Annotated in this window: 19 protein-coding genes, 1 tRNA gene and 1 pseudogene; 15 read left to right on the top strand and 6 right to left on the bottom strand. The window is 44.1% G+C overall.

What is annotated here, in order from left to right; translation table 11 throughout:
* Positions 1-52: 52 nt before the first annotated feature.
* Positions 53-1,507: a S41 family peptidase gene (locus DESGI_RS07765; protein ID WP_006524350.1), complete on the bottom strand. Its 1,455-nt coding sequence runs from the start codon at positions 1,505-1,507 to the stop codon at positions 53-55.
* Between the two features lie 209 nt (positions 1,508-1,716).
* Between DESGI_RS07765 and polA the strand changes: the two genes are divergently transcribed.
* From polA to DESGI_RS07735, 6 genes are all read left to right on the top strand, one after another.
* On the top strand, positions 1,717-4,365 hold the full coding sequence (gene polA / locus DESGI_RS07760; RefSeq protein ID WP_006524349.1) for a DNA polymerase I: 2,649 nt from the start codon (positions 1,717-1,719) through the stop codon (positions 4,363-4,365).
* A 5-nt stretch (positions 4,366-4,370) separates the two neighbouring features.
* Entirely contained in the window at positions 4,371-5,201 is an 831-nt protein-coding gene (gene mutM / locus DESGI_RS07755; RefSeq protein WP_006524348.1) for a bifunctional DNA-formamidopyrimidine glycosylase/DNA-(apurinic or apyrimidinic site) lyase, read from the top strand.
* Positions 5,202-5,462: 261 nt separating this feature from the next.
* Entirely contained in the window at positions 5,463-6,128 is a 666-nt protein-coding gene (gene ytaF, locus DESGI_RS07750; RefSeq protein ID WP_006524347.1) for a sporulation membrane protein YtaF, read from the top strand.
* Positions 6,129-6,350: 222 nt separating this feature from the next.
* Positions 6,351-6,968: a dephospho-CoA kinase gene (gene coaE / locus DESGI_RS07745; RefSeq protein WP_006524346.1), complete on the top strand. Its 618-nt coding sequence runs from the start codon at positions 6,351-6,353 to the stop codon at positions 6,966-6,968.
* Positions 6,934-7,506 carry a lytic transglycosylase domain-containing protein gene (locus tag DESGI_RS07740; RefSeq protein ID WP_041284815.1) on the top strand — a complete coding sequence of 191 codons (573 nt, stop codon included), beginning with the start codon at positions 6,934-6,936 and terminating at the stop codon, positions 7,504-7,506. Before coaE ends, DESGI_RS07740 begins: the two co-directional genes overlap by 35 nt.
* Positions 7,507-7,656: 150 nt before the next feature.
* A tRNA-Leu gene (locus DESGI_RS07735) sits at positions 7,657-7,739 on the top strand.
* Between the two features lie 371 nt (positions 7,740-8,110).
* On the opposite strand, the gene DESGI_RS07725 is transcribed toward DESGI_RS07735, so the two are convergent.
* The 3 genes from DESGI_RS07725 to istA are packed head-to-tail and all read right to left on the bottom strand — an operon-like array spanning position 8,111 to position 10,779.
* Positions 8,111-8,497 carry a hypothetical protein gene (locus DESGI_RS07725; protein ID WP_006524343.1) on the bottom strand — a complete coding sequence of 129 codons (387 nt, stop codon included), beginning with the start codon at positions 8,495-8,497 and terminating at the stop codon, positions 8,111-8,113.
* Between the two features lies 1 nt (position 8,498).
* A complete protein-coding gene (gene istB / locus DESGI_RS07720; protein ID WP_006524342.1) occupies positions 8,499-9,266 on the bottom strand; it encodes an IS21-like element helper ATPase IstB in 768 nt (255 codons plus the stop codon).
* Entirely contained in the window at positions 9,259-10,779 is a 1,521-nt protein-coding gene (gene istA, locus DESGI_RS07715; protein ID WP_083940014.1) for an IS21 family transposase, read from the bottom strand. The genes istB and istA overlap by 8 nt, the downstream gene beginning before the upstream one ends.
* A gap of 983 nt (positions 10,780-11,762) precedes the next feature.
* On the opposite strand from istA, the gene DESGI_RS07705 reads away from it, so the two are divergent.
* The 5 genes from DESGI_RS07705 to DESGI_RS07690 all read left to right on the top strand — a co-directional run bounded on the left by DESGI_RS07705 (position 11,763) and on the right by DESGI_RS07690 (position 15,614).
* Complete coding sequence (locus DESGI_RS07705) at positions 11,763-12,074, top strand: hypothetical protein (protein ID WP_006523969.1); 312 nt, start codon at positions 11,763-11,765, stop codon at positions 12,072-12,074.
* Between the two features lie 179 nt (positions 12,075-12,253).
* Positions 12,254-12,424 (top strand): hypothetical protein, encoded by a 171-nt coding sequence (locus DESGI_RS24480; protein ID WP_157872750.1) that lies wholly within the window; start codon positions 12,254-12,256, stop codon positions 12,422-12,424.
* 516 nt (positions 12,425-12,940) lie between these two features.
* Positions 12,941-13,318: a PH domain-containing protein gene (locus DESGI_RS07700; protein WP_006523968.1), complete on the top strand. Its 378-nt coding sequence runs from the start codon at positions 12,941-12,943 to the stop codon at positions 13,316-13,318.
* A gap of 278 nt (positions 13,319-13,596) precedes the next feature.
* A complete protein-coding gene (locus DESGI_RS07695) occupies positions 13,597-14,352 on the top strand; it encodes a nuclease-related domain-containing protein (protein ID WP_006523967.1) in 756 nt (251 codons plus the stop codon).
* Positions 14,353-15,053: 701 nt separating this feature from the next.
* Positions 15,054-15,614: a 3'-5' exonuclease gene (locus tag DESGI_RS07690; RefSeq protein ID WP_006523965.1), complete on the top strand. Its 561-nt coding sequence runs from the start codon at positions 15,054-15,056 to the stop codon at positions 15,612-15,614.
* A gap of 43 nt (positions 15,615-15,657) precedes the next feature.
* Here DESGI_RS07690 and DESGI_RS07685 read toward each other — a convergent pair whose 3' ends face one another.
* Positions 15,658-16,158 carry a potassium channel family protein gene (locus tag DESGI_RS07685; protein WP_006523964.1) on the bottom strand — a complete coding sequence of 167 codons (501 nt, stop codon included), beginning with the start codon at positions 16,156-16,158 and terminating at the stop codon, positions 15,658-15,660.
* Positions 16,112-16,378: a potassium channel family protein gene (locus tag DESGI_RS26415; RefSeq protein ID WP_353740042.1), complete on the bottom strand. Its 267-nt coding sequence runs from the start codon at positions 16,376-16,378 to the stop codon at positions 16,112-16,114. Before DESGI_RS26415 ends, DESGI_RS07685 begins: the two co-directional genes overlap by 47 nt.
* 312 nt (positions 16,379-16,690) lie before the next feature.
* Here DESGI_RS26415 and DESGI_RS07675 point away from each other — a divergent pair, with 312 nt between their 5' ends.
* From DESGI_RS07675 to DESGI_RS26675, 4 genes and pseudogenes are all read left to right on the top strand, one after another.
* On the top strand, positions 16,691-16,996 hold the full coding sequence (locus DESGI_RS07675) for an ion channel (RefSeq protein ID WP_006523962.1): 306 nt from the start codon (positions 16,691-16,693) through the stop codon (positions 16,994-16,996).
* 202 nt (positions 16,997-17,198) lie between these two features.
* A complete protein-coding gene (locus DESGI_RS07670) occupies positions 17,199-18,290 on the top strand; it encodes an NADH:flavin oxidoreductase (RefSeq protein ID WP_006523961.1) in 1,092 nt (363 codons plus the stop codon).
* Between the two features lie 260 nt (positions 18,291-18,550).
* Positions 18,551-18,754: a hypothetical protein gene (locus tag DESGI_RS07665; protein WP_006523960.1), complete on the top strand. Its 204-nt coding sequence runs from the start codon at positions 18,551-18,553 to the stop codon at positions 18,752-18,754.
* Positions 18,755-18,777: 23 nt separating this feature from the next.
* A pseudogene (locus tag DESGI_RS26675) lies at positions 18,778-18,828 on the top strand (hypothetical protein); the annotation flags it as partial.
* Between the last annotated feature and the right edge of the window lie 574 nt (positions 18,829-19,402).

The raw sequence follows: 19,402 nt of genomic DNA, 5'->3' as shown, positions 1-19,402 counted from the left end.
CGTCACATTTCAGCAGTTCATAACGTGTGTTACCTGCCTATAGCGCTACCGGTTAATGCATTAACCTGGTCAAAGTAATTTGATCCTCTTCCTTACTAATTACAATATTCAACTGCTTTAAAATATTCTCAGTCAAATAGCTAACTCCGTCTTTCAAAAAAATGTCAGACTGTTCGTTAGACCCGCCTCTGGACGGATCAATACTCCAGACTTCCTCCTGGCCGGAAAATACCCTGATTACACCATCATTCCAGTACACCTGGTATAGCATGGCCTCCAGCACCGGGCGCAGCGGCAGCTTGTAGATGCTGCCTTCTTTTTCGACATTAATAGTCATCTCCAAGGCACGACCGTTTAGAACCGCCCGGCCCGTACCGGGTTCCAGGGTCAAATCCGGCGTATCTTCCGGATGTAATATCTGCCAGGCAATTTCCCTTTGCAATTCTTCCGCAACAACATAGTGGTCCGGAATTAAACCCACCGCATCAATATCCCGACCGGTGGGGGTTAAATACTTTGATACCGTTATTTTGAGAGCACCGCCGGAACTAAGAGGAATAATGGTTTGCACAACGCCCTTACCAAAGGTAACATTACCCACCAAAGCCGCCAATTCATAATCCTGCAGCGCGCCGGCCAGTAATTCGGAAGCACTGGCGCTCAGTTCATTAACTAGAACCACCATTGGCAGAGAGGCAGCGCCGGGCTTATCCCAAGTGCGAATTTCCCCCCGGTTGCCCTGCCCGTCCACAGTAACCACTGCCAGTGTATCCCCGGCAACAAAATTACTTAATATATCCACTGCTTCCTCCAGCAGGCCGCCGCCGTTATAGCGCAAATCAATAATCAGGCTTTCCATACCGGTAGATTTCAAATTACGCAAAGCCTCTTCAAATTCCCGGCCGGTACTGGCACCAAATGATGTTAAATTAATATAACCTGTTTTTCCGGCCAACATTTCATAGTTTACAGAGGGCACATGAATATCAGCCCGCTGCAGACTAAACTCCAAAGTATCATCCCCGCGCTGAATAGTTAGGACCACCTTTGAATCGATGGGTCCGCGTACCTTATCAACCACATCAGCCAATGTCCAACCGGCAATATCTTGCCCATCCACCGCCACAATGATATCCCCGGCCAGTATACCACCCTTTGCAGCAGGGGTGTCGGGTATAACGCGGAACACATTGGGATACTCCTCACCGGCCAGCATTTCAATACCAATCCCTTGAAGATCACCATTTAACGTATCAGTGAATCCCTTCAATTCTTCAGCGCTGAAATACTCGGCATAAGGATCCTCCAGGCTGTCCAGCAAACCCTGGATTGCACCGCCCGTCAAAACAGCGGCATCAGGGTTGTTCAGGTGGTACTCATGCATCAAATCCATTAACTCAACCACCAAAGCGGCGCCGCTTTCCAAATCCCGGGCGGCCTGAGCCGGTTTAAAACAGCTGAACACAAGCAATATCGCGCATGTTAAAATTAATAACCGCCTGTTCATTTTGATCTCCTCCCCACGGGCAACCCTGGCCCTAATCGCCGCCGGTTACCTGGTATACACATACTTCGCCTGGTAAATAAAAAATTCCTGCCACCAAAAAATATGTTTCATAAACGCCCGGCACAATACTGTCACAATGGCAGGTATTTTGTGTCTAACCGGTGAAAATACTGTTTAGAAGCATTAAAAGACTAAAGGTAGGTGCCGTAGTGTCTATTAACAAATTTCTTATCATAGATGGCAACAGCCTGATTCACCGGGCTTTTCACGCTATTCCCCAGCTGTCCACCAGCGATGGCATAATAACCAATGCAGTGTATGGCTTTACCAACATGCTATTTAAAGTACTGCAGAAAATAGAGCCCGATTATATTGCAGTGGCCTTTGACAAAGGTAAAATCACCTTCAGGCATGCAAGTTACGCGGATTACAAAGCCCAGCGCAAGGCCACCCCGCCAGAGCTGCGCACACAGTTTCCCCTGCTTAAAGAAGTGCTGCGCCACATGCGTATCCAAACACTGGAGCTGGAAAATTACGAGGCGGACGATATTATTGGTACTCTTACTAACCTGGCCGAGTCACAGGGTATAGAGTCGGTCGTCCTCACCGGCGATCGTGACGCGCTGCAGCTGGTTTCCCCGCGGGTACGTGTGCTGCTCACCAAAAAGGGCATTACCGAAATGGAAGAATACGATGAAGGTCGGGTATGGGACCGCTACGGTGTCAGCCCGACGCAGATTATTGATATTAAAGGACTGATGGGAGACACCTCGGACAATATTCCCGGAGTGCCGGGCATAGGTGAAAAAACCGCTCTGAAACTGATCCAGGAACACGGCACCCTGGAAGATGTCATTGCCGGCATGGAAAAACTGCCCACCCGTTGGCGCAACAAATTATTGGAACACCAGGACCAGGCACTGTTATCCAAACAGCTGGCCACTATAGATCGCCAGGTGCCGTTAAATATAGCAGTTCAACAATTTAAATGGCAGGGGCCGGATTACCCATCACTCTTAGACATATTCAGCAGGCTGGAATTTAAGACTTTAGTCCACAGCATTATTGATAAAGCAGGCGGAAACAATAAGACAGGCGCGCTGCCCGGCCAGGCCGCCGGTAGTCAGAATGAACTGGACACTCATAATGTGGAGTACCAAAAGATGTCTACTGAGGAAGAACTGGAGCAAATTCGCTATGCAGCCGGTGCTTCCGGTGTGGCGGCGCTGGAGCTTACCGGTACCCGGGAGGCTGGGATTAATTATGCAGCCTTATCCAACGACACTGGCGGTACTATATATCTGCTGTCAGTCCGGGAACAAACCGGGGCGCTGGACACCATAGCGGATATTTGCGCCGACCCGCAGGTAAAAAAAATCTGCGCCGACGGCAAAGAAGCCCTATGGCTGCTGCACCGCCACAACCGCACATTGCGGGGCCTCGGGTTCGACACCCGGCTAGCCGCCTATCTGCTCAATCCCAGCCAGTCCCAAAACACGCTGGCAGATTTAGCCCTGCAGTATTTGCAGCTGGTTTTGCCCGCCGAAGGCGAAGCTGCGGCAGCAGCCCGGGTGGATGTACTAGGGCGCCTGGAGCAAATGTTGCATCAAAAACTGGTGGACACCGGTATGGACCGGCTGTACTATGATGTGGAACTGCCGCTGGTGTCTGTACTGGCGGATATGGAAATGGAAGGGGTTGCTGTGGACCCCCAAATATTATGCAGCATGGCCGAGGAAACGGGACAGCAGATCGACAGCCTGGTCCTGGAAATTTACCGGCTGGCAGGTGAAGAATTCAACATCAATTCACCCAAACAACTGGGAGATATACTATTTAATAAAATGGGGCTGCCGGTAGTCAAGAAAACTAAAACCGGGTTTTCCACTGATGCCTCGGTGTTGGAAGAACTGGCCTCCTCCCACGTTATCGTGGATAAAATACTGGCTTACCGCCAGCTGGCCAAGCTGAAATCAACCTATATCGACGGCCTTTTCGGTCTGATTAACCCAACCACCGGCAGAATTCACACCACATTCCACCAGGATGTAACTGCCACCGGACGGTTATCCAGCTCCAATCCCAATTTACAAAACATACCCATCCGGCTGCAAGAAGGGCGCAGGATAAGGCGGGTGTTTATACCCCACCAACCGGGCAATCTGATCCTTACGGCGGATTACTCCCAAATTGAGCTGCGCATACTGGCGCACATGTCCGGGGACTTAAATCTAATCAGCGCCTTTAAACAGGGGCAGGATATCCATACCCGCACTGCCGCAGAGGTGTTCAACGTACCCATGGAGCAAGTGACCCCTGAAATGCGCAGCCGGGCCAAAGCGGTAAACTTCGGCATTGTGTACGGCATCAGCGATTTCGGTTTATCCAGAGATATCAAAGTCAGCCGTGCCGAGGCAGGTAAATACATCCGCAGTTACTTTGAGCGTTACTCCGGCGTTAAAGAATTTATTGACCGGAAAATCGCCGAGGCCCGTGATAAGGGTTACGCCACCACCCTGCTCAACCGCCGCCGCTATCTGCCTGATATTTCAAGCCGCAACCGGGTGACCAGAGCCTTCGGTGAGCGTACAGCCATCAATACGCCTATCCAGGGCAGTGCTGCGGACATAATTAAGCTGGCGATGGTAAGAATACATAATGAATTAAAGAAACGGCAAATGGCCACAAAGATGATCTTACAGGTACACGACGAGTTAATCTTTGACGTACCTCCCGAAGAACTGGATACTGTAAAGAACATGGTTACAGAATACATGGAAAATGCTCTGCAGCTGGACGTGCCGCTGGTGGTAGATTTAAAATTGGGCCCCAACTGGTATGACGTTAGAAAGGTGTAATAAATATGCCGGAGCTGCCGGAAGTTGAAACAGTCAAAAGAACACTGGACAAAAAAATAACGGGGCTTACCATAACCGGTGTGGATATAGCCATGCCCAAAATTATCCGGGAACCCGATCCGGAGAATTTTGCCGCGCAAGTCACGGGCCGCAAAATTACCCGGCTGGGACGGCGCGGCAAGTACCTGCTGCTGTATCTAACCGGTGAAAATGTACTTATTATCCACCTGCGCATGACCGGGCGCCTGGTTTATACCGCGCCTGACGAGCCGCTGCCCAAACATACCCATGTAATCTTTAAGCTCAGTGACGGCAATGAACTGCGCTTTAACGACATACGGCAGTTCGGGCGTTTGCTGCTGACCCCCAAAAAGGACTTAAACAAGGTCAAGGGTCTAAAAGATTTGGGACCGGAGCCTTTAGAACGGGAGTTCTCCAGGGATTTTTTGCGCCGGGAGCTAAAACGCAAACGGACGCGCATTAAGTCACTGCTGCTGGATCAAACGTTTATTGCCGGCCTGGGTAATATTTATGTTGATGAGGCCTTGCACCGGGCCCGTCTGCATCCCATGCGCATAGCCAGCTCGCTTACTCCCCGGGAGGTGGCCAACCTGTATCACTCCATCGTTGAGGTGCTGCAAGAGGGCATCCAAAACCGTGGTACATCGTTCAGGGATTACGTGGACGGTGACGGCCGCAAAGGTAACTACCAGGAGTTGCTGCGGGTTTACAACCGCGAGGGCGAACCATGTCCCCACTGCGGCACAGCAATCACCCGCATCAAAGTAAGCGGGCGCAGCTCGTACTTCTGCCCCGCCTGCCAGCGGGAACAATAACGGGAACACTAAGGTAGGAAAACTAGATGGAACAATAAATGAGACAATAGAAATTTTGTCAATTAAATACAATAATTGCTGCAGCCAGCCAAATATTGCAGCTTTTTTGTAATGCAGACAAGCTTAATCAGCACTCAAAAGAATTACAGTTGCTTGACCTGTACCCATAAAAACGTGCACCAATCCTCCAATGCACACTTAGACTTTCCCCGCCATAGTATGAGAAGAGCAAAATATATGGCGACAAGGGGGGAAAGTCATATGGAGCTTATCGCTCTGCTTGTGTTTGCGCTGGCGCTGAACATGGACTCTTTTGCGGCGGGAGCGGCATACGGGGTGCGCAATATAAAACTGCCCATTACATCGCTGGCAATTATTAGTATAATGTCCATGACGGCCATCACTATCTCTATGGTGCTGGGCAATGCAGTAGCCGGTTATTTTTCAGCAACCTTTGCCCACAGGCTGGGCGGGGTTATTTTAATGTCCATCGGCATATGGGTGCTGATACAATCCCTGCAGGAAAACCGTAAAAAGGCCCAAGCCAAATCCGCCGGAGAAAATGATCTTGAAACCGATACACCTGACCCGGTAATACAAATCCATATCCGCTCACTGGGGCTGGTTATTCAAATTCTTAGGGAACCCTACCGGGCAGACTTGGACCGGTCCGGCATCATATCGGGCCGGGAAGCTGTGCTGCTGGGTCTGGCCCTGGCCATGGACGCCTTCGCCGCAGGTTTTGCCGTATCCATGCTGGGCTTTAACATACTGTACACTGCCCTGATGGTAGGGCTGGGACATTTCCTGCTCACCTACCTGGGCCTACTGGCCGGCATGAGCGTTGGCACCAGCAAGCTTAACCAAAAAATCACCACCCTTCCCGGCTTCATACTCATCGCCCTGGGTCTGTTCAAAATGCATTAAGGGGTCAGGCTTAAACTTTCATAAACTAACTGCATAACTGCAATATACCAATTATCTAACATATCGCTAATTGCAACAATATTGCAATTACGCCTCATAACACCAACTTGATAAGTCCGGCGCAAGCCGGACATAAATTTTATTTAATATTTCAGCACAATGGCAGGACACATTAAAACCCGGGAGAATTATTAATAATTGCGTTTTCGGAGGGAATAAGATATGTTAATAGTTGGACTTACCGGCAACATCGGCAGCGGCAAAAGCAGCGTAGCCCGCCTGTTAAAGGAAATGGGCGCCAGGGTAATCGATACCGACCAGGTGGCCAGGGAAGTGGTTGCCCCGGGAACACCGGGCCTGCAGCAGATTATTGACCATTTTGGAACCGGCGTATTAAATGCAGATGGCGCCCTGGACAGGCCTAAAATGGCGCAAATAGTCTTTAATGACACTAATGCTTTAAAACGCCTTAACTCAATTGTGCACCCCGCCATCAGAGCCCAGTTACTAAAGGCCATAGCTGATTACAGGGATAACCCTGATGCCCCTCTGATGGTCATCGAAGCACCGCTGCTCATTGAAACACAGTTGTTTAAATTGGTGGATCAGGTCTGGATGGTAACAGTAGATGCTAAAACGCAGATCCAGCGGGTTATCAAACGGGACGCGGTCACCGCAGAGCAGGTGTCCAGCCGCTTAGCCGCACAGATGCCCCAGGAGGACAAGCTTCCCTACGCCCAAAGGGTTATCGACAACAGCGGTACCCCCGAGGCTACATTACAACAAGTGCGGCAAATATGGAGTGATGCAATTGACCGCTCGCAGGCGCAGGCTGAATAAATTTAGATTAATATTATTTATATTGGTCGTAGCAGTACTTTTTAACTTGATCAGTATAATAAAACTGTTTTATCCCATGCCCTACAGCGACAAAATCTTTAAATATGCCGCCAGGGCTGATATTGACCCGTATTTTTTAACCGCCATAATGAAAACCGAGAGCAGTTTCGACCCTGATGCTGTCTCCCCTAAAGATGCCAGGGGACTGATGCAGATCATGCCCGAAACCGGTGAATGGATCGCCCAACAAATTAACCTTTACCCTTACCACCCGGACTTGCTATATGACCCGGAAACAAACATCCGCCTGGGTGCCTGGTACATAGCCAATTTGGAGGATGAATTCGCCGGCAACAGAATAATGGTGCTTGCCGCCTATAACGGCGGGCGGGGCAATGTACGCAAGTGGCTGCAGGAAGATAAAATATCCGGGGGCATCTCTGACATAGCTGTGATCCCCTTCCCGGAAACCAGAAACTTTGTGCACAAGGTGTTGTGGAACTATAAGGTGTATACCTGGCTCTACGACAGGGAGTGACTGTGTGACTCAGCAAAGCATTTTATATGTATATGAGCTAAGCGATTCCTAAATGCTACGGGTTCTGATAACAATAATCTCGCTGGTTAAATATACACCCTTGACAAACCGGGGCCATAATCATATAATTTTATTTGCATGACGAACTAAGTCGGAGTGGCGGAATAGGCAGACGCGTACGTTTGAGGGGCGTATGGGAGACCGTACGGGTTCAAGTCCCGTCTCCGACACCAAAGAAACCCTATTTTATAAGGCCTTTAGCGATTTTGCAAAAGGCCTTATATTTTTGCTTTTTGATCGTTTTTTATCCCAGATGTATGTGACCATACATCTTTGGGCGTATTGCGGGGTGGGGCAACTGCGCACACAATTTTGCGTACGCAATGGTTGGTCAGTTGCATGTATCTTTCCGCAAAGGGGAGATTTTTTAATAAAAAGGAAAAGAAGAGTTAACCACTGTTTTTTGCAAGAGCTTTTTGGAGAAAGTTGCAAGTAATTTTTCCATAGTATTGCATCTCCATTTTCCACAATGTTGCAAGTTCTCTTTCCCCGCCATGTTCTACAGGGAAAGAGAAGACTTGCAGGCATTTGTTACCTGAATTAATTAAAAAGACAGTGATTCGGTTAAGTATTCAATCCGCCGTTCTGCCATTCTGGAAGATTCCAGACCGTGATCTGAAAGCATTTGTTCCAATTCGGCAACATATTCCTTAAGATCACGTGCCTCGCAGGATTTTTCAATATACAGATTCTTAAGGTGCTCACGCTCTTCCTGCCAGCGTTCGGACGGGCTTTTTACTGTGACATCCAGTTCCCCGGCCTCATAATCACGAATATCCCGCCGGATGTTAGCATAAAGATCCTGTTCGGTGAATTCATACGGAAATGGCTCTTCTGCATATTTCACGAGCAGATACCGCTTAAGGTCATTGGGAAAAGACCTCCTGTATGTATGTTCAAGTTCTCTGATAATTGGTTTGTTTATGGTCATATCAGTGACCCTCCTTCTTATCTGTTGACGCTATTGAGCGGTAAAGATCATTGATACTGGACTCCCTTAACCGGTTGTTCTCTCCCGGAAACAGGAGAAGATAGCAGTGGTGCATGAGTCTGCCTACAAGGGCGACAGTCATCTGCTCATCATAGAGTACATTGACCCACCTGGAAAACTCCAGGTTCGTGTTCAGTATGATGGACTTGTGCTCATGTATCTCGGAGAGATAGTCAAAGAGCAACTGGGCACCGGTACGGTCGTATGGTACGTAGCCCCACTCGTCCAGTATAATGACAGATGCTTTATTCAGTTTTTTCAACAGCGTCCCCAGTGTGCCGGCCTTCTTGGCTTCCGAAAGCTGGTTGACCAGTGCTGCAGTGCGGTAGAATTTGACGGGAATTCCTTTCTGGCAAGCGCTCACGCCAAGCGCAGTGGAAAGCATGGTTTTCCCGGTACCTGTCCTGCCGTACATGATGACATTTTTCTTTTCCTTGATGAAATCAAGGGACTTTAGGCTTTCCGGTGCCAGGTCGGAAGGGAGCGTGATTTCATCAAAACGAAATCCGTCAAATGTTTTGATGCTGTAGAAACCAGCACTGTTAATCAATTTGGCTGTACGACCCTGTTCACGGTTTTTCAGTTCTGCAGACAGTAGTTTATATAAGTATTCCTGATGTGATTCGCCCTCCGTTGTCTGTGACATATCGGCCAGATTGCGGCTCAGCTTCAGTTTTTTGCAGCAGCCAATGATTTCTTCTTCAAGCATTTGCGGCACCCCCCTTCTTCAGGAAGGTATCGTAAGCGATAAGGTTGGTTGTCATCTGACCGACATCCGGTATTTCCGAATTGAGCGGCATCGGCGGAAGTTCCGGCACATCAGCGTAAATACGCCGGTAGAGGTTCTTAAGGCTATCCGCATCAGATGCGCCGTAACAGAGTGCCTGATTGACGGTACTGAGCGCACTGTCAAAGCCTGTTCTGTCCGTGAGTTCTGCCAGAACTTTAAGAACCTTTCCTGTTTCCGTATTGGAGCAGCCCTCAAGGAATTGTTTCATTGCAGGCGGCATCATGTCATAGATACCCGAATATTTCAATGCGCGTGGACGTATGGAAAGCTGCCTGAGATATGGAAGCCAGTCCATGCTCTGCTTTTTGGTATCGCCGTAAAGGCGACGGTGTCTTACGATTTCACGGTAGTTCTCGTCCATGACGATGACAAGCGATGATGTCAGTTTCAGTTTAACCACTGTATTTGCATATTTCGGTGAAACCGAGTATTCGTGCATCCCTTTGTTCAGATAAAATTTGCCCCAGTTGTTGGTGGTAGCATTACCTTTGCCACTTAGGTCGAACTCGATTTCAGGAAGAGGATGGCAGTGTTTTAAGTCTTCCGCAAACAATTCCTCAATGGTCTCATTGCGGCGGTAATGCTCCCTGTTGGCATCTTCCTCGCACATGTCGAGAAGCTGCCGGTTGAAATCGGAAAGCGCAAGAAAGTGCGGCATGGGGACAAGAAAGTTACGCCTCTGGTAACCGACTTTGTTTTCGACATTGCCTTTTTCATGGCCTTCACCGGGGTTCATAAATACGGCTTGAAAAATGTAGTGTTCCCGGAAACGATCAAACCGTTCGGTGGTCTCACGTCCGCCACCCCGAATTACTTTTGTTATGATGGTTTTGGTGTTATCAAACCACAATTCGTCGGGTACAACACCAATGTGCCGAAAGATGGCGTCAAGTCCTTCCAGAAGGCATTCCATGTTTTCACCATAGAACAGTTGCAAGTAGCCTTTGTTGCTGTATGGGAATGACACCTCAAGATATTTTCCGGTTAGCCGTGTGCCATTTTCATAAAAATCGGCTGTGCCGAAATCAACTTGCGCCTCACCTGGACGGTGTTCCAGTGGAAGGAATCCGCCCTTGGCACCGTTAAAAAGTTCCTTGTGTTTTACAGCATAGTAGGAAGCAACCGTCCTGTATGAACAGTTAAACCCGGGGGATTCCTTCCTAAGACGGTTAAATACCCTCTTGGCGGTATGCCGCTGTTTACGGGGTGCCTGTTTGTCCTCTTCAAGCCATTTATCAATAGTCGGCTTGTAGGGATCCAACTTGGGACAGAAACGCTGTTCCGAAGCCGGTTTGGGAGCCGGTTTGTTGAAGTCCGCCATGTCGACATACTTCTGTACCGTCTTCCAATCCAAATGCAATGCATCTGCGATTTGGGAAATGTTTTCTCCTTTCACGAAGAAACGGAATCTGATATCATGTATCTTGTCCATTGTAAGCATGCTCCTCTCCTCCTTGCATTCTTTGGTCAAATACAAGGATATTGGTTATGGTTTATGCCTGCAATGGATTTTTGCATTACTATGGAATTTCCAATTGCAACATTATGGATTTTTAACTTGCAACTTTCGGTATTTTTATCTTACAACAAACAAACCACGTAGAAAAGATCAAATCTCAGGTGGTCGAACTGTCGACGGAGGCTTGCCCAGATTTTGAAGAAGCGGAAAAACTTTTTTACGCCGAACAAAAAAGCAAGAATCGCAGATCCCGAACCATTACTTGGCACTGTGAAAATATCAAGGCATTTAAAAAAGTGCTTCAAGAACAAAATATACCACTGGACATAGAAAAAATAACGAAGCTAACAATAAAGAACAACTTCATTCTCTACACCATTGAAAACAGGAATAATAAGCCCCAGACTGTGAACATGAGGGTACGTACAATGCGACAGTTCTTCGGTTTGCTCACGAAGGTTACTTAGCCCAAAACCCGGCGGCGGAGATACCTAACCTAAAAACCGATAAGGTGCTGATAGCCGCCCTTACCAACGAACAAGTGAAAAAGATTCTTAATGCGATTAATCGCAATACTTTTACCAGTTTACGCTATTACACAATGTTGATATTAATGCTGGAAACAGTTTACGACTCTCTGAAATGTCCAGACTCTCGAGAAACATAAGAAAACGCTTGCTTTATTTTCACCATTTCCCACTTACTCACGATAAACCCCCTTAATTCCTTCATCTTGGAAGCAATATCAAGGCTCAGCTTATCAAGACGCCATAATTACCTTAGGCGGGTCATAAACCACCTTCTCATAAACAACCTCTTTATAACTGTTAATTGATATTTGGGTTATTTCTTCTTATTGCTATAAAAATCCTTCTTTATTGTTTACTGACGTATTATTAGCAAAGTTTAGCTGCGTATAATATAATGACATTACTAATTTAAGGGAGGTTATTGATTTGGCATTTGAAGTATATATTCCAAGGTCATCTGGTGAGAACCTGGTATCAATTACTAAGCATCATATAAGGCTTGGGAATAAAATGGCTGATAAACTCAATGGTGACCAAGTAGAAGTAGCTTATGATAAGGATACTAATAAGCTACGAATTCGAGGCGTCGATGAAGGCGGGATAAAGGTTACTAAAAATAAAATTGGTGCTAGGGGTATTTTTAATTATTTTGATATCGATGTATTAAAAGGCAGCTTTGTGGCCGAGTATGATCAAGAAGATAATGCTGTTTACGTAGATTTAAATAGGCGGAAATAAAGAAAATTATATTATTGTTTTATTGCATTAGCGTTGTTTAACATATTAATATCATCCAAAGACAAAATTCAGTAATATAAGAAATTTAAGGGGAAACGAGGTTTAACGTTTCCCTTAAATCTTTTTTGGGAGGGTATTATGTTTACCGATTTGTCTACCGGTTTGAGGGTGGTGTATGCGTGGCGAATAAAGAAATCATAGCGTCTGATGAAACCAAGCACTATGAAAACTGCGTGAACTGTGGCGGGAAAGGAACCCTAAAGGTTTATGAATGTCATTTTAATAACGTGGCGACAGGTGGAGCGAAGTTGCTCCGCCTGTTTATTTCTAGAAAGGAAGGTGTATGGTAAGGATGGTCCAGTGACTGTTAATTAAAAAGGTTAACATTTGTTCTCACGCATTATGTGGCTGTATGAATTAAAAGGAGAGCCTTAGTTATGCTCTCCTACTTTGTTTTCCCAGCATTTTTTCTGTCCAGCAAATCTAAGAATAATCGGATTGTGGTAATTATGAAACGAACATCCTCTGGGTCGCGTTCTTTTAGCAAGGCAACAATTTCGTCTGTAAGCCATCAATTTGGTCAACTTTAACGCTGTCGGCTAAAAGGTAATCAACTGTTACGTTTAGGGCGTTGGCGATATTAATGAGGATTTCGAGGGAGGGGTTTTTATAGATGCATATTGAACCATACTTTGTTTAACCCAGCCCTTGTGAATACTGGATAGGTCAAAATGCACGGCATAAGTGTACGGTATGGGTGAATAAAATGGAATAGACAAACGGTTTTTTTATCTCTGCCCAAAAGGGATACTTAATGCCGCCAAGAAAGTTATATTTAATAAGTTAGTGTGTAAAGGAGATCTAATATGGGCTTATTAAGTGGTTTAATGGGAAATGCCTCGGAGGTTAATATTGTAGAAGTACAAAAAGAATTTGCTAATGTACTTGCCCCCTCTGAACAAATTGAAAAGGCTTATAAACTTGTCCGTGATATGTTTATTTTCACAAATAAGCGTCTTATACTTGTTGACAAACAAGGGGTTACTGGAAAAAAGATGGAATATCACTCAATTCCCTTTAGAAGTATTACTCATTTCAGCATTGAAACAGCAGGACATTTTGACCTTGATGCTGAGCTCAAAATTTGGATATCTGGTAATTCAACCCCTATTTCCAAGCAATTCAATAAAAGCTTAAATATTTATGAGCTTCAAAGTGTCTTAGCGCAATACGTTCTTAAGTAAAAATGAGGTATGCAGATCAAGGGAATAGAAGGTAACCAAGGCGAATTGAATGTGCATGTGTAAAATCAGGTTAAATACAAATAATGCCTCTTGAAATTGAGGGGTATTTTTTATCTTGAATACGTGATTCGCATACACAAAATATGCGGTTGAAGCAATCCAACCAAAGTTTGGATAACAATACATAAATACTTTTTTCAGGTAAACCATTTAACGTTTCTTTACTAGGCTTATGTAAAACTATAATATATACAAAAAGTTCCTGCAAGGTGAAAAACGTGGCTGAAACATTACAATGGCCGAGATCATTAAACAAACAAATTATAAACATAGAAAGCAAAAGCCCTAAAAAATCGAACCCCTTAAAATTATTTACTATGCTCATGGCTTTTGGCCTAATTGCATGCCTCATTACGTGGCTATTCTGTAATAACGCTGCATTTACCATATTACTGCTATTTGCCTGGATTTTTATAATGGTTTTGATCCTTTTGGTACAGAAGCTATCCCCTTCCAGCATCGAAAGCGAGAAAATACTTAAAGGCCTGAGCGGAGAGGTACTTGTTGCTAACATTTTGGATAGGCTGCCTGAAGGCTGGCTTATAATTAATGACATTAAATTAGATGGAGCCCAGATTGACCATATAGCCATTGGACCAACTGGCATTTTTTGCTTGGAAACAAAGAACTGGAACAATGCCGGTTGCGATGAGAATGGAAATTGGTACCGCTTTCATCTTAGTCATTGGGTTCCCGTTAAAACCAGCCCTGCTGAACAAAATGCTGTTCATGTCTTATCGTTGGGAAGATACCTCAAGAAACGGCTAGGTTTGAATATTAAAATATACTCTATCATTGTATTGGCGAACTCTAACGCTAAACTCAATATAGCAGCAAAAGTAGTACCACCTGGGGATACTTTAATTTGCTTGCCGGGCGAGTTACATAAGCTGATACTTAATAATAAAGGGATAGAACTAACCTCTAATGAAGTGAGTGAGATCGCCATAACACTGGTTAGTAATAAAACTTAGGAAATAAAAGGGTGTTCATCTAAATAAACTTATTCTAAACGGGGTTTATTAAGTTCCTTTGAGAAAGAAAAAACCCTCCTCCATATTAAAGGAAGAGGGTTTTTAATAAGCCCGTAATGACCTACGCTATAACCACTATAAGCATCTGAGTAGCCCACACGACAACCTTTCGGCTACCATGAACCATTACAACACCCATAATGATCTTTACTCGACCATTATGAATACCTTATGAGCCTGCAGCAATCTCTCGACTACTGCAGACCAACGCAATTTTTAAAACGCTTTAAAAATTACTCAGTATCCATAATAATCTTAGCTCGACTGGTAAACATTCCTTACGACCATATTACAATCGTTTGGACTGCAATATAGCCTGCCAGAACATTTATCAATCTGCCCTCCGGCTAATACCAAGCCTTTACGACCTAATATTAACCTTTGGCCGACTATTACAGAGCCGTTATGACCCTGTAACAATTTTGGCTCAGCCATTACGAACCTCACGATTAGTATTATGGCCAATTAGAGGATGTCTATGAGTGAAAAGAAATGCCGTTTATTATAAATAATTCATTACCATACTGCTTTTAACACGTTGCCCGGCCAATATTGAATATAGAGCTTTAAATAGATTGCAGGAAATAAAGATATTCTAGTTGAATATTTGGTAAAAAAAAGTTTGATAAAGGAAGACTTATATGAATTATGTTGCTTTAGATTTTGAAACCGCAAACCATAGTAGATCAAGTATATGTTCAGTTGGCATAGCTATAGTTGAAAATGGTAATGTAGTTGAACAAAAATCTTGGCTTGTAAGGCCACCTGATTTATACTTTCATCCTTTCTTCACCAGAATACATGGTATTAGGGCTGAGGATGTAATTGATGAGCCAAATTTTAAGGAACTTTGGCATTCAACGTTAAAGGATTATCTTACGGGTAAGACTGTTCTGGCTCATAATGCCGCCTTTGATATTAACGTTTTAAGGAATACTCTTAATCAATATTTGATTTCACACCCCCAGCTTACTTATCAATGCTCTGTAGTTATTGCTAAAAAGACGTGGCCAGGTCTGGGATCTTATAAGTTAAATAATTTGGCCAAACGTTTTGGCATTTCTTTTAAACATCACGATGCTGCCGAAGATGCCTTGGCTTGCGCGAAGATAGTTTTAGAAGCTGGCGTAGCAATGGGTGCTCATTCTTTTAATGAGTTAGTTAACAAACTATACATAAACGTTAAAGATTTTGCAATTTAAGGAAGTATTGTATATTCGACGCATGCAGTTTTACAAAGGTTAGTTAACCTATAGCCAGTTTTTCTAAATCATATAGGTTTTCTGCCGAACCACATATAATTAAAATATCACCTGGCAAAAGCTTTTCTTTGGGGTCTGGATTTACTATAGTACTATCACTTCTTTTTATGGCTAATACAAGGGTGCCGAATTTTTCTCGTATGCCCGAATCTTTTAGATGAACATTAACTAAAGGAGAGTTTGTACTAAGGACCAGTTCCTCAGGTTCTAAGTTAAGATGTCTTGTTTCCACTAGCGTCTGCACATAAGCAACACTAGCCGGTTTAATCATAGATAAAGCCATTCTGCTCCCGGCCATAGAAGATGGGCAAATTACACTATTTGCCCCTACCCGCTTAATTTTTTGAATGTTTTCCGGTCTGTTTGCTCTAGTTATAGTTTTAATTTTAGGATTAAGAGCCTTTGCAGACATAGTAACAAACAGATTTCCGGTATCATCAGGCAGAGTAATAATTATACCTTTGGCATATTCGATGCGAGCCATGACCTTCTAATAAACTCGAGAAAATATTACTTAAAACGTATGTAAAGAGGGATATACCACTTATTACAAGTAATAATGCTATGGCACGCCCCATTGTTGTTTTAGGGACCAGGTCGCCAAAACCCACAGTTGTAATGGTTATAACAGTTAACCAAAGGGCGTCCATAAAAGTGAAGCCCTCGAGCAACATAAATGAAAAGCTCCCACCTAGAATAACCATGATCAATGCTATGGATGCAATTATTATTGCTCTATCAGACGAGGACAAGAAAAACACCTCAATGTTTTCTGTAGTAACTTTTGTGCAACGAGAAATGGAAGCGTCTACGGTAAAAATAAAATTTCTTTAATGCAGGAAAGCCAATAGCTTTAGCTAATACTAAAGAAATAACGCTTTGAATATCGTAATCTTGAGTCCAGTGATTAATGAATCCTGATTCGACATTAATCACTTTAAACCTTCCTTAAGTATGTAATTGTCAATTTTTTGTTTAATAGTAAAATATAATTCATAACTAGGTGTGTATGTTAAATGGATTATCAAAAGACGTTATGGAAGACTGTTGTCTTGGCCATTCTCATACCTTTGCTATATTCATTTATTTACATAGCTTTTGTTTATTTTGATACTGATTCTTTTAAAGGTCTTTGCCCTGAAAGCCCTTATTTTGATTATGTTTACTTCAGCTATATTACCTTTACAACCACCGGTTATGGAGATATTTATCCAATTAGTATTTTGGCTAAGATCATTGTTCTAAGTGAGATAATACTGGGGATTACTTTTATAGCTCTGATAATATTTCTTAATTTCAGGCGAATAAGTAAAAGGCAGTAATGTTTATTTCCACATTAGTAGATCTAAGTACATCGAGCAAACTCGCCTGCCAATATATATCTTAAGTCACGGCCGTTTACATCATGGCCACCAAATCAAAAGGACGTTCCGTTTTTTTGTGGACATCCTTTTTTCACTTTTTAGTTGTGCCAACAATTTTCTTAAAGGTACTACAATAAAATTATTTCGAGGAGGGTTTTAAATGAGCAAAATGTTTGAGCAAACAGCTATAAGCAGTATGGTATTGTCCAATCGCTTTGTCCGCTCAGCAACCTGGGAAGGAATGGCTGCCGATGACGGAGCCGTTACCCCCAAGCTTATTAATACAATGACTGAACTTGCCAAAGGCGGCGTGGGTTTAATTATCACAGGCCACAGCTATGTCCGCCCGGAGGGCAAGGCAGGTCTCTTTCAACTCGGCGCTTACAAGGATGAACTCATACCCGGGCTTCAGGAGATGACCAAAGCTGTTCATGATTGCGGCACCAAGATTGTCATGCAGATTGCCCATGCCGGTAGATTTACCGCCAAAAAACTGACCGGTGAAACACCGCTGGTTGTTTCAGAGGAGCCAGGCAAAACATACCATGAAATAACCGACCAGGATATACGTGATTTAGTGGTTGCTTTTGCTGATGCGGCAGGTAGGGCCAAAGCGGCTGGCTTTGATGGGGTTCAAATACATGCGGCTCACGGCTATCTGCTCAGCCAATTCCTTTCACCGTTATTTAACCGACGCCAAGATGCCTATGGGGGAGATATTCAAAATAGATCCCGCATTCTAATGGAAGTGTACCAGGCAATCAGAAAAACCGTTGGCCAAGATTACCCGGTATTGATCAAACTGAACTGCAGTGACTTTAACGATAACGGGCTAAAATTAGAAGAATCCCTTCAGGTTGGCCGCATGCTGGCTGATACAGGACTGAATGCCCTTGAACTAAGCGGCGGCTTACTTTCGGACAAAAAACTTTCTCCCAGCCGTACCGGCATAAAAACTGAAGAAGATGAAGCCTATTTTAGGGAAGAGGCCCGCCGGTTTAAAAGTGCTATCTCTATTCCACTAATACTGGTGGGCGGTATTCGTTCTCTTTCAGTAGCTGAACGCCTGGTTGAAGAAGGAGTAACAGATTACATTTCCATGAGCCGCCCGTTAATCAGAGAGCCGAACTTGATTAACCGCTGGAAATCCGGAGATCACCGCAAAGCGGAATGTATATCGGATAATAGTTGTTTTAGAGTTGCAATTTCCGGCAATGGGGTATCGTGTGCAGTGAAAGATAGGCAAAGATAAGATAGGCATTATTAGGAGACCGTAAAGCATTACTGATAGCACGCATATCCCCCCTATCTTTTGGTAAATAAGTAACCGGCTGTTTTTTCCAATAATGGCCGCGTTACTTTTTTACTTATAAGAACTCTTTGTATGAAAATTTCGCCCGGAATTTTAGTGAAAACCTGCCAGGGTTATCCAAAGTATTTAACATATCTCCTATGCAGCGCATATTATAAATAACAATATTAATCTGTCTGTAATTTAAAGGAGGTATTGGGGTGGATACAGAAAAAGAAGTTTGGCAGAAAACAGCGCAAGAAGAAACTTTAGACGCTGAGCTTTTAGGTTCCCAATCTAAAATAGTGGAAAGCATTACAAAAATAAACTGCTGCGAAACGGAATCTGTTACCTTCGCACCATGTGACGATTTCGAGGAAAGAACACTAAATATAGGGAATTTGCCTGATCAAGTAAGGTTTTAAATGTAAATGTCTCCCTCACCAATGTATGTAGAGGCCGGGAATTTGCAATTAGTGTAATTTTTGTACGATTTTAATACAAAAAAAGTCCTGGGCTTTAGAGGGCGAACGGTTACGGTCCCCGGAACATCCTGTGGTAATGTAACCGTAGATGGTTTTTGTTTTGTTATTCCCGAAGATACCATATACCCCCAGAAAGGTAATTATAAAGGTAGTGGCGCATTATACAAGAATCAATACAACCCCTAATTACCCTCGTTAATATAATGTATCGTTTGATCTCATAGACATCAGCAACCATCAAATATGTGCCGCCAAAACATCCTTAGGATATGCACTAAACGATAACACGTTTATTAATGCTTATTGCATGCAGTACGGCCCAGGCCCTTTTTACGGCTAAGGCCGCACTGGTAATGGCTCCAGTGGCGTTAAGAATCATATATAGTTAATAATATTCCAGTAATTAACTTCAGACCCCTGCCGGTTTGCAATCAGCAAGCCGTTTTTTTAAGCCCTCAATAGCCTACAAGACCGTTTCCAACTCATCCTTTTTCCGAACTGAACTACTTTGGGGCTCATTACCTTCCACTCAGTTGGGCATTGGGGTGGCAGGTACCTCTGGCAAATTGCTGGCTCTGAGCAATTCAA

The sequence above is a fragment of the Desulfoscipio gibsoniae DSM 7213 genome (assembly GCF_000233715.2).
GTDB lineage: Bacteria > Bacillota > Desulfotomaculia > Desulfotomaculales > Desulfallaceae > Sporotomaculum > Sporotomaculum gibsoniae.
The sequence above is the reverse complement of the archived record's forward strand: the minus strand, read 5'-3'. Positions and strand labels throughout refer to the sequence as shown.

Coding starts and splice junctions, on each gene's coding strand:
- DESGI_RS07765 (WP_006524350.1), bottom strand. CDS start 1,507: ATGAACAGGCGGTTATTAATTTTAACATGCGCGATATTGCTTGTGTTC.
- mutM (WP_006524348.1), top strand. CDS start 4,371: ATGCCGGAGCTGCCGGAAGTTGAAACAGTCAAAAGAACACTGGACAAA.
- ytaF (WP_006524347.1), top strand. CDS start 5,463: ATGGAGCTTATCGCTCTGCTTGTGTTTGCGCTGGCGCTGAACATGGAC.
- coaE (WP_006524346.1), top strand. CDS start 6,351: ATGTTAATAGTTGGACTTACCGGCAACATCGGCAGCGGCAAAAGCAGC.
- DESGI_RS07740 (WP_041284815.1), top strand. CDS start 6,934: ATGCAATTGACCGCTCGCAGGCGCAGGCTGAATAAATTTAGATTAATA.
- DESGI_RS07725 (WP_006524343.1), bottom strand. CDS start 8,497: ATGACCATAAACAAACCAATTATCAGAGAACTTGAACATACATACAGG.
- istB (WP_006524342.1), bottom strand. CDS start 9,266: ATGCTTGAAGAAGAAATCATTGGCTGCTGCAAAAAACTGAAGCTGAGC.
- istA (WP_083940014.1), bottom strand. CDS start 10,779: ATGGACAAGATACATGATATCAGATTCCGTTTCTTCGTGAAAGGAGAA.
- DESGI_RS07700 (WP_006523968.1), top strand. CDS start 12,941: ATGGGCTTATTAAGTGGTTTAATGGGAAATGCCTCGGAGGTTAATATT.
- DESGI_RS07690 (WP_006523965.1), top strand. CDS start 15,054: ATGAATTATGTTGCTTTAGATTTTGAAACCGCAAACCATAGTAGATCA.
- DESGI_RS07685 (WP_006523964.1), bottom strand. CDS start 16,158: ATGGCTCGCATCGAATATGCCAAAGGTATAATTATTACTCTGCCTGAT.
- DESGI_RS26415 (WP_353740042.1), bottom strand. CDS start 16,378: ATGGTTATTCTAGGTGGGAGCTTTTCATTTATGTTGCTCGAGGGCTTC.
- DESGI_RS07675 (WP_006523962.1), top strand. CDS start 16,691: ATGGATTATCAAAAGACGTTATGGAAGACTGTTGTCTTGGCCATTCTC.
- DESGI_RS07670 (WP_006523961.1), top strand. CDS start 17,199: ATGAGCAAAATGTTTGAGCAAACAGCTATAAGCAGTATGGTATTGTCC.